The organism is Streptomyces alkaliterrae (assembly GCF_007097205.2).
Taxonomy (GTDB): domain Bacteria; phylum Actinomycetota; class Actinomycetes; order Streptomycetales; family Streptomycetaceae; genus Streptomyces; species Streptomyces alkaliterrae.
In genome coordinates this window covers 1-9,271 of sequence record NZ_VJYK02000219.1, presented here as the reverse complement: position 1 = coordinate 9,271, position 9,271 = coordinate 1, and the positions used below count along the sequence as shown (strand labels likewise).

Genomic DNA, 9,271 nt, shown 5'->3' with positions numbered 1-9,271 from the left:
GGTTCCCGGCGGGGCGGGCGGCACCGTATGTTGTCCTCCGTCCGTCACCCGGCGAGCGGAGGGCGCCCCGCGCCGGCGCGGACAGTCCCCAGGGGCCTGACGAACCGGAGCGCGAGCAGATGAGCAGTGGACCGAACTGGCCGCCGGCCACCGGAGGCGGCCTCGACGAACTCGCGACCCGCCTGGCCCGCCTGGCTCCGTCCTGCGGCCCGGTCCGGCTCGTCGGGGTGGACGGGCACGCGGGTTCGGGCAAGAGCACGCTGGCCGCCCGGCTGTCGGCGCTCACCGGTGGTGCTCCCGTACTGCACCTCGACGACGTGGCCAGTCACGACGAACTGTTCAGCTGGCTGCCGCGGCTGACCGAACAGGTGCTCGACCCGCTCTCGGAGGGCCGGGAGGCGCGCTACGAGGTGTACGACTGGAGCAACCGGACCGCGAGCGGGACCCGACCGCTGCCGCCGGCGCCGCTGATCCTGGTGGAGGGGGTCGGCGCCGGGCGCCGGGCGCTGCGCCCGCACCTGGCGGCCGTGCTGTGGTCGGAGCTGCCCAGGAAGACCGCCTGGGAACGCGGCCGGCACCGGGACGGCCCCGAACTGGCGGATTTCTGGCAGATCTGGATGGCCGCCGAGGAGGCGCACTTCCACAGCGATCCGACGCGCCCGCACGCCCACTGGCTGGTCCGGCAGTCACCCGAAGGGAGGGTGGGGTTCCGGGTGTTCCCGGGCCCAGCCGGCCATCCGCGACAGCAGGTCGCCCCTGACGCTCCGTAGCCGCCGGTCGGCCGGGGCGGGCGGACGACACGTTCCACGCCTTCACTCTTTCGGGATGCTTGACCGGGCCCGCATTGAGCGATTACGTTCCATATAGAGCAGTCTGTACGGACCTCCATGATCGCGAAGCCCCCGGTTGTTCCCCCGTGACCGGGGGCTTCGTCCTGTGCGCCGGGCGCCCCGGAACCACCCGCCCGCGCGGGCCCCGTGCCACGTCTTTCACCCACAGTGATCAGCGACCGTACGCCACCGATGCCACGGGCACATGCGGTCGGCCGAAGGCCCAGGTTCCGGCCCGCCCGAGCGCCTTCGGACCGGCCGCGCCGACGGGTAGCATGCGAGGGCCGCGGGTGGTCCGGCTGACAACCACTCAGGGCCGCAACGCCCCTGCGCGGCAAAGCTGTTGTGGTCACGTCCGGACGCGGGCAAGCTCCTCGCAGAGGGACGTTTTGTGGGGGAGGTCAATGGACTTCGGTATGCAGGATCCGCTGGAGCCGCACGCGCCGGCCGATCTGGCGTGGCTGCGGGGCGTGGACGCGTACACCGTCGGCAGCTACGTGCAGGCCGAGGAGGAGTTCGGTACCGCCGTCCGCCTCGACCCGGGCATGGCCGACGCCTGGCTGGGGCTGCACGCGCTGCGCGCGGACACCACCAAGGCGCTCCTGCGGATGTACGAGCACCGGCACCGCTTCGGGGAGCAGCGCTCCCGCCACCACCGGACGTTGAACTCCTGGTACTGGCTGGGCTGGTGGGTGCAACCGGTCCTGGAGTCGGGCCGTGACCTGCTGCTCGCACACGCCTCCCACTGGCTCGACGGGCGGCATCTGGCCGAGCTGGACCAGGCGCTGGCCGGGTGCCCACCGGCCGACGCGGACCCGCAGGTGCGGTTCCTGCACGCCTGCCGCGCGTACCTGGCCAAGGACTGGGACGCGCTGGTGGCGCACACCGAGTCGCTTGTCGGCGATCCCCTGCTCGGCATCGAGGCCGGGCTCTTCGCCGGCATGGCCCGGGTCCGGCTGGAGATGTACGGCCAGGCCGAGCCCCTGCTGGCGGCGGCCCTGATGCGCTGCCGCAGCGAGCAGCCGCAGCGCAAGGAACTGCGCTACTGGCTCGCCCGGGCGCGGGAGGGGACGGGGCGCAGCGCGGCGGCACTGCCGCTGTACCGCGCGGTGCACCGGGTCGATCCGGCGTTCATGGACACCGCCGCCCGACTGACCGCGATCACCGAGGGGGACGGCGTCAACACCTCCTCGGGCATGCCGTCGGCGGTACTGACCGAGGCGGTTCCCGAGGGGCCGCCGCCCGGATCGCCCCCCGGCGGCGCGGGCTCCTCCACGCCTCCCGCCGCGACGACCGCCGGCTCCCCCACGGCCACCGACCCGGCGCCCACCGCGAGCGGTGGTGAGGCGGGACGGTCCCAGCAGGAGGGCGAGGCGTCCGTCCCGCTGTCCGTACCGGCCGAGGCGGACGCGGTTCGGGAGCGCTTCCGCGCCACCGCCGGCCGGAGCGGGGGCGGCTGGCCGTCCGGTCCCACCGATCCGGTACTGCTGGCCCAGGCGCTGGAGGAACTGGAGCGCATGGTCGGCCTGGAGCCGGTGAAACGCCAGGTCAAGGCGCTCTCCGCGCAGTTGCGGATGGCCCGGCTGCGGGCCCGGCAGGGGTTGCCGGTACAGCCCCCGAAACGGCACTTCGTGTTCTCCGGGCCGTCCGGCACCGGCAAGACCACCGTCGCCCGCATCCTCGGCCGGGTCTTCTACGCGCTCGGTCTACTCGGCGGCGACCATCTGGTGGAGGCCCAACGCGCCGATCTGGTCGGGGAGTTCCTGGGCCAGACGGCGGTTAAGGCGAACGAGCTGATCGACTCGGCGCTCGGCGGTGTGCTGTTCGTCGACGAGGCGTACAGTCTGTCCAACTCCGGCTACGCCAAGGGCGACGCCTACGGGGACGAGGCCCTACAGGTGCTGCTCAAGCGCGCCGAGGACAACCGGGACCGGCTGGTGGTCATCCTCGCGGGCTATCCGGAGGGCATGGACCGGCTGCTGGCGGTCAATCCGGGGCTCGGCTCGCGGTTCACGACCCGTATCGACTTCCCCAGCTACCGCCCGCTGGAGCTGACGGCGATCGGGGAGGTGCTGGCGGCGGACAACAACGACGTGTGGGACGAGGAGTCGCTGGAGGAGCTGCGCAGCATCGCCGGGCACGTGGTCGAGCAGGGCTGGATCGACGAGTTGGGCAACGGCCGCTTCCTGCGCACGCTGTACGAGAAGAGCTGCGCCTACCGCGACCTGCGGCTTTCGGGGTACCGCGGCGAGCCCGGCAGGGAGGACCTGTCGACCCTGCGGCTGCCGGACCTGATGCAGGCCTACGGGGAGGTGCTGAGCGGGCGCGGACCGGCGGGCCCGCGCCAGGAGCCGCCGCTGTGAGACACCGCCCGCCGTGGCGACACGGCGGGCGGCGGTGTGGAGCGACGTCGTCGGCACAGCTGACGTTGTGCGCTCGGGCCGGCGGTGTGCGCTCAGCCCTCCTCGCGGCCGCTGCCGTGTCGCTCGGCGAGCGTGCGCAGCGCGGCGGCGTCCTCGAGCGCCCGGTGCTTGCCGATGCCCGGCTGGATGCCCATCACGGCCCAGGTGGTGCCGTCGGAGAGGTCGAGCATCACCCAGGGGTCACCGGTGCGCAGGTTCACCCGAACGATTTCCGCCCAGGCCAGTCGGCGCGTCCTCGTCAGGTTGACGACGGTCAGCCCGTCCTCGTCGGCGGTCGCCCGGGGGCGGCTGAGGAGGGCGAGCACACCGAAGCACAGCAGGCCGACGGCGATGAAGGAGATCCGCTCGCCCGGCGCGAGGTCCAGCGCGAGACCGATCACGCCGAGCACGACCAGGATCGCCGCGCCGACGCTGAGCAGGACGACCCTGGTCCGGGTCGGGCGGAAGGTGACCGGCAGGGCCGGCGGCTGCGGGGAGGTGGAGGACACAGGAGTCGCCTCAGACGCGGCAGGCGTGGATGTTGGTGGTGAGGATCGCCCGGGCGCCCAGCTCGTACAGATCGTCCATGATCCGCTGGGCCTCGGCCGCCGGCACCATGGAACGGACCGCGACCCAGCCCTTGTCGTGCAGCGGGGAGACCGTCGGCGACTCCAGACCCGGGGTGAGCTGGACGGCCTTCTCCACGTGCTCGGCCCGGATGTCGTAGTCCATCATCACGTAGCGGCGGGCGACCAGGACGCCCTGCATACGGCGGAGGAACTGGCCGACCTTCGGATCGTCGGCGACCGCCTTGCGGCTGCGGATGACAACGGCCTCCGACTCCAGGATCGGCTCGCTGATGATCTCCAGCCCGGCGTTGCGCAGCGTGGTGCCGGTCTCCACGACGTCGGCGATGACCTCCGCGACGCCGAGCTGGATCGCGGTCTCGACCGCGCCGTCGAGCCGGACGACGGAGGCGTCCACGCCCTGGTCGGCGAGGTGGGCGGCGACCAGGCCGGGGAAGGAGGTGGCCACGGTCATGCCGCCGAACTCGCTGACGTGCTCGGCGGTGCCGGGGCGGGTCGCGTACCGGAAGGTGGAGGAGGCGAAGCCCAGCCGCAGGATCTCTTCCGCGTCCGCACCCGAGTCCAGCAGCAGGTCGCGGCCGGTGATGCCGATGTCCAGCTTGCCGGAGCCGACGTAGACCGCGATGTCACGCGGACGCAGGAAGAAGAACTCCACCTCGTTGGCGGCGTCGACGAGGACGAGTTCCCGGCGGTCCTTGCGCTGCCGGTAGCCGGCCTCATGCAGCATCTCCGACGCAGGCTCCGACAGTGAACCCTTGTTGGGGACGGCGATGCGCAGCATGAGGTCTTCCTTCGTGGACGTGAGCCCCGGGCAACGGGGTGGTGTACGGGATGGGAGGGGAGGGCCTGGCCCGGCCGTCTGCGCTGACGGGCGGGCGGTGTGTCACCGGAGACGGGCTCCGGTCACAGATGAGCGTATACGTCGTCCAGGGAGATCCCTCGGGCGACCATCATCACCTGAAGGTGGTACAGCAGCTGGGAGATCTCCTCGGCGGTGCGGTCCGCGCCCTCGTGCTCGGCGGCCATCCACACCTCGGCGGCCTCCTCGACGACCTTCTTGCCGATGGAGTGCACGCCGGCGGCGACGAGTTCGGCCGTCCGGGAGGTGCTGGGGTCGCCGGTGGCGGCCTTGTGCTGGAGCTCGGTGAAGAGCTCCTCGAATGTCTTGTTGGCCATGGTGAGCTAAGCCTACGCGCTCCGCCCCGCCGCTCAGCGCCAGGGTTCGGACACGGTCCGCAGGGTGGCGGCGGTGGCGACCGCCGCCGTCACCGCCTCGTGGCCCTTGTCCTCGGTGGAGCCCTCGATCCCGGCCCGGTCCAGGGCCTGCTGCTCGGTGTCGCAGGTCAGTACGCCGAAGCCGACCGGGACGCCGGTGTCGACGCTGACCTGGGTGAGTCCGTTGGTGACGCCCTGGCACACGTAGTCGAAGTGGGGGGTGCCGCCGCGGATGACCACGCCGAGCGCGACCACCGCGTCGTAGCCGCGGCCGGCCAGCACCTTCGCCACGACGGGCAGCTCGAAGCTGCCGGGCACCCGCAGCACCGTGGGTTCCTGGATGCCCAGTTCGCCCAGGGCGCGCAGGGCGCCGGAGAGCAGCCCGTCCATGACCTGCTCGTGCCACTGGGCGGCGACGACGGCCACACGCAGGTCCTGGCAGTTCTTCACGGTCAGCTCGGGTGCGCCCTTGCCACTCACGGTCGGCTCCTTCGGGGGTGGTTTGTCGGGTGTTTCGGGTTCTGGGGGGTGGAGTGAGGGGTGGTGTGCGGTCAGCCGCGGCAGGCGGAGAGGGCGGCGGAGAGGTGCGGTCCGGCCACCTCCGTGACCTCCTCCAGCCAGGGCAGGTCGTGCCCCATCCGGTCGCGCTTGGTGCGCAGGTAGTGCAGGTTGTGCTCGCCCGCCTGCACGGCGACGGCCTCGCGGGCGGTGACGAACAGCCCGTGCTCGCCGAGCGCGCGCGCCTTCTCCGGGTTGTTGGTGAGCAGCCGCAGGGAGCGCACGCCGAGGTCGGTCAGGATGCGGGCACCGGCGGCGTAGTCGCGGGCGTCGGCGGGCAGGCCGAGTTCGACGTTGGCGTCCAGGGTGTCGCGGCCGCGTTCCTGGAGTTCGTAGGCGCGCAGCTTGGGGAGCAGGCCGATGCCCCGGCCCTCGTGCCCGCGCAGGTAGACCAGGACGCCCCGGCCCTCCGCCTGGATGCGGCGCAGCGACTCGGCGAGCTGCGGGCCGCAGTCGCAGCGGTGGGACGCGAGGATGTCGCCGGTCAGGCACTCGGAGTGCATGCGCACCAGCACGTCCTCGCCGTCCTCGACGTCCCCCGCCACCAGCGCGATGTGCTCCACGCCGTCGGAGGTGGAGCGGTAGCCGAACGCCCGGAACTCGCCGTAGGCGGTGGGTAGTCGGGTCTCCGCCTCACGCAGTACGGCGGGCAGCTCCACCGGCCGGGCGGCGGGCTCGGAGCCCTGCTCGGCCGGGCCGGTCGACTCGGCGGCCTCCCGGGCGCGGCGGTACTCCACGAGGTCCGCGATCGAGACGATGGCCAGCCCGTGCTCGCGGGCGAACGGCACCAGGCGCGGCAGCCGCATCATCGTGCCGTCCCGGTCGGCGATCTCCACGATCGCGGCGGCCGGGCGAAGCCCGGCGAGCCGGGCCAGGTCGACGCCGGCCTCGGTGTGGCCCTGCCGGACGAGCACGCCGCCCTCCCGGGCGCGCAGCGGGAAGACGTGCCCGGGGCGCACGAAGTCGTCGGCGACGGCGGTGGCGTCGGCGAGCAGCGCGATGGTGGTGGCCCGGTCGGCGGCGGAGATGCCGGTGCTGACGCCGTGCGCGGCGGAGGCGTCGACGGAGACGGTGAACGCGGTGCTCATCGACTCGGTGTTGCGGCCGACCATCTGCGGCAACCCCAGCCGGTCCAGCTCCGGGCCCTCCATCGGCACGCAGATCAGTCCGCGGCACTCGGACATCATGAAGGCGATGATCTCCGGGGTGGCCTTCTCGGCGGCCACCACCAGGTCGCCCTCGTTCTCCCGGTCCTCGTCGTCGACGACGACGACCGGGCGGCCGGCGGCGATGTCGGCGATCGCCCGCTCGATCGGGTCGAGGGTGAGGTCCTCGGACGACAACTCGGCGACGGACTGCCGGAGGCTGCTCAGCGCGGTCATGCCACCGCTCCTTCCACTGTGCGCGTCGGCTGGGCCGACGCCGGGGTGCGGCGGGTGCGCAGCCACCAGGCCCGCATGCCCCACAACACCAGGACGAGATACACCAGGTAGACGAGTCCGGAGAAGACCAGACCGCTGCTGAAGGCCAGCGGGACGCCGACCAGGTCGACCAGCAGCCACGCGAACCAGAACTCCACCAGGCCGCGGGCCTGGGCGACCATCGCGGCGATGGTGCCGACGAAGATGTAGGCGTCCGCCCACGGGCTCCACGACAGGGTGGGGAACACGGTGAACAGCGTGCCCACGGCGACGGTGCCCGCCACCGTGCCGGCGAGCAGCGCCAGACGCTCGCGGCCGGTGGCGAAGCGGACGGCGATCGTGCCGTCCTCCCCGGCGGCGGCGCCGCTGCGCCACCGCCGCCAGCCCCACACGGCCACCGCGATGACCAGCAGCTGCTTGCCCACGCCCCCGCTGAGCTCCGCCGAGTGGTAGGCGGCGACCAGCACCACGCCGGCCAGTAGCTGCGCCGGCCAGGTGAGGCGGGAGCGGCGCCAGCCGAGCGCGAGCGCGGTAAGCCCCAGCAGGTTCCCGATCATGTCCGACCAGATGACCTTCTGGCCGAACACCACAAACGCGGTGTCGTTGAGTGCCCCGAGCGCGCTCATCCGGTCACCTCGCCGGGGTCTTCGGCGGCGCCGGTCACGCGCCCGACGCCGTCCGCCAGGCCCGCGCCCACCAGCCGCTCGACGTACTTGGCGAGGACGTCGACCTCCAGGTTCACCCGCTCGCCGACCGTGCGGCGGCCCAGGGTGGTGAGTTCGAGGGTGGTGGGGATGAGGCTCACCGTGAAGTGCTCGTCGCCGGCCTCCACCACGGTGAGGCTGACGCCGTCGACGGTGATGGAGCCCTTCTCCACGACGTAGCGGGCCAGTCGCCGGGGCAGGGCGAAGCGCAGCACCTCCCAGTGCTCGGCGGGGGTGCGCTCCAGCAGGGTGCCGGTGCCGTCGACGTGGCCCTGCACGATGTGTCCACCGAGCCGGGCGCCGACGGCGACGGCTCGTTCGAGGTTGACCGGGGAGCCGGGGTTGAGGTCGCCGAGGCCGGTGCGGCGCAGCGTCTCGGCCATCACGTCGGCGGTGAACTCGCCGTCGACGTTCTCCACGACCGTCAGGCACACGCCGTTGACGGCGATCGAGTCGCCGTGCGCGGCGTCCTTGGTGACCAGAGGGCCGCGGAGGCGCAGCCGACTGGCGTCCCCGAGGTCCGTGACGGCGGTGACCTCGCCCAGCTCTTCGACGATTCCGGTGAACACTCAGGGCTCCTCGGTGGTGTGGGGGACCGCGGTGATCCGCAGGTCGGGTCCCAGACGGACGGTCTCGATGAGGGTGAGCCGACGGGCGTCGCCGATCGTGCCGATGCCGGCGTCGGCGAGCGCGGCGGGGCCGGCGCCCAGCAGTACCGGGGCCACATAGCCGGTCACCCGGTCCAGCAGGCCGGCGGCGAGGAACGCGGCGGCCAGGGTCGCGCCGCCCTCCAGCAGCACCGAGCGCACGTCGCGGCGGTGGAGCGCGTCGAGTACGGCAGCCAGGTCGAGCCCCGGCCCTTCGGCGGCCCTGGGCACCCGCAGGACCTCCGCTCCGGCCTCCTCGAGTGCGCGGGCGTCGGCGTCCTCGGCGGTGAAGACCACGGTGGGCGCGGCGTCGTCCAGTACCCGGGCGCCGGGGGTGACCGCGTCCGCCCGGGTGTCCAGTACGACGCGCAGCGGCTGCGTCGCGCCCGAGACGCCGCGTACCGCCAGGTGCGGGTCGTCGGCGCGGGCGGTGCCGGAGCCGACCAGCACGGCGTCGGACTCGGCTCGCAGCCGGTGGACGTCCGCGCGGGAGGCGGCGGAGGTGATCCAGCGGCTGGTGCCGTCGGCGGCGGCGGTCCGGCCGTCGAGGGTCGCGGCGTACTTCCAGTGGACGTGCGGGCGGCGCAGCCGGGCGGCGGTCAGCCAGGCCGCGTTGCCGGCGGCGGCCTCCTCCACGAGCAGTCCGCCAGCGACGTCGACGCCGGCTGCCGCCAGGGTGGCCGCGCCGCCGGCGGCGGTCGGGGTGGGGTCGGCGACGGCGTAGACGACGCGGCTGATCCCGGCGTCCAGCAGCGCCTGGGCGCACGGGCCGGTGCGTCCGGTGTGGTTGCAGGGTTCGAGCGTGACGACGGCGGTGCCGCCGCGGGCGTCGTCACCGGCCTCGGCGAGCGCGTGGATCTCGGCGTGCGGGCCGCCGGCCCGCTTGTGCCAGCCCTCCCCCACGACC

Annotated in this window: 10 protein-coding genes; 2 read left to right on the top strand and 8 right to left on the bottom strand. The window is 73.3% G+C overall.

Features of this window, described 5'->3' with window-relative positions; translation table 11 throughout:
• The first annotated feature begins 119 nt into the window (after positions 1-119).
• Together FNX44_RS19000 and FNX44_RS18995 are read left to right on the top strand one after the other, a co-directional pair.
• The gene (locus FNX44_RS19000) at positions 120-770 is read left to right on the top strand and encodes a uridine kinase family protein (RefSeq protein ID WP_143649499.1); all 651 of its coding nucleotides are present in this window, start codon (positions 120-122) and stop codon (positions 768-770) included.
• 464 nt (positions 771-1,234) lie between these two features.
• Positions 1,235-3,193, top strand: a complete 1,959-nt coding sequence (locus FNX44_RS18995) for an AAA family ATPase (protein WP_143649498.1) — start codon at positions 1,235-1,237, stop codon at positions 3,191-3,193.
• 92 nt (positions 3,194-3,285) lie between these two features.
• Here FNX44_RS18995 and FNX44_RS18990 read toward each other — a convergent pair whose 3' ends face one another.
• From FNX44_RS18990 to ribD, 8 genes are all read right to left on the bottom strand, one after another.
• Entirely contained in the window at positions 3,286-3,741 is a 456-nt protein-coding gene (locus tag FNX44_RS18990; RefSeq protein ID WP_143649497.1) for a PH domain-containing protein, read from the bottom strand.
• Between the two features lie 10 nt (positions 3,742-3,751).
• Positions 3,752-4,600 (bottom strand): ATP phosphoribosyltransferase, encoded by an 849-nt coding sequence (gene hisG, locus FNX44_RS18985; protein WP_143649496.1) that lies wholly within the window; start codon positions 4,598-4,600, stop codon positions 3,752-3,754.
• A 122-nt stretch (positions 4,601-4,722) separates the two neighbouring features.
• Positions 4,723-4,995 (bottom strand): phosphoribosyl-ATP diphosphatase, encoded by a 273-nt coding sequence (locus tag FNX44_RS18980; protein WP_143649495.1) that lies wholly within the window; start codon positions 4,993-4,995, stop codon positions 4,723-4,725.
• Between the two features lie 33 nt (positions 4,996-5,028).
• On the bottom strand, positions 5,029-5,514 hold the full coding sequence (gene ribH / locus FNX44_RS18975; RefSeq protein WP_143649494.1) for a 6,7-dimethyl-8-ribityllumazine synthase: 486 nt from the start codon (positions 5,512-5,514) through the stop codon (positions 5,029-5,031).
• 71 nt (positions 5,515-5,585) lie between these two features.
• Positions 5,586-6,974, bottom strand: a complete 1,389-nt coding sequence (locus FNX44_RS18970) for a bifunctional 3,4-dihydroxy-2-butanone-4-phosphate synthase/GTP cyclohydrolase II (protein WP_143649493.1) — start codon at positions 6,972-6,974, stop codon at positions 5,586-5,588.
• Positions 6,971-7,639, bottom strand: coding sequence for a nicotinamide mononucleotide transporter family protein (locus FNX44_RS18965; protein ID WP_143649492.1), 669 nt, complete (start codon positions 7,637-7,639; stop codon positions 6,971-6,973). Before FNX44_RS18965 ends, FNX44_RS18970 begins: the two co-directional genes overlap by 4 nt.
• Complete coding sequence (locus tag FNX44_RS18960) at positions 7,636-8,286, bottom strand: riboflavin synthase (protein ID WP_143649491.1); 651 nt, start codon at positions 8,284-8,286, stop codon at positions 7,636-7,638. Before FNX44_RS18960 ends, FNX44_RS18965 begins: the two co-directional genes overlap by 4 nt.
• Positions 8,287-9,271 (bottom strand): bifunctional diaminohydroxyphosphoribosylaminopyrimidine deaminase/5-amino-6-(5-phosphoribosylamino)uracil reductase RibD (gene ribD / locus FNX44_RS18955; RefSeq protein WP_143649490.1); only part of this gene is annotated, 985 nt, incomplete at its 5' end. It abuts the gene before it with no gap.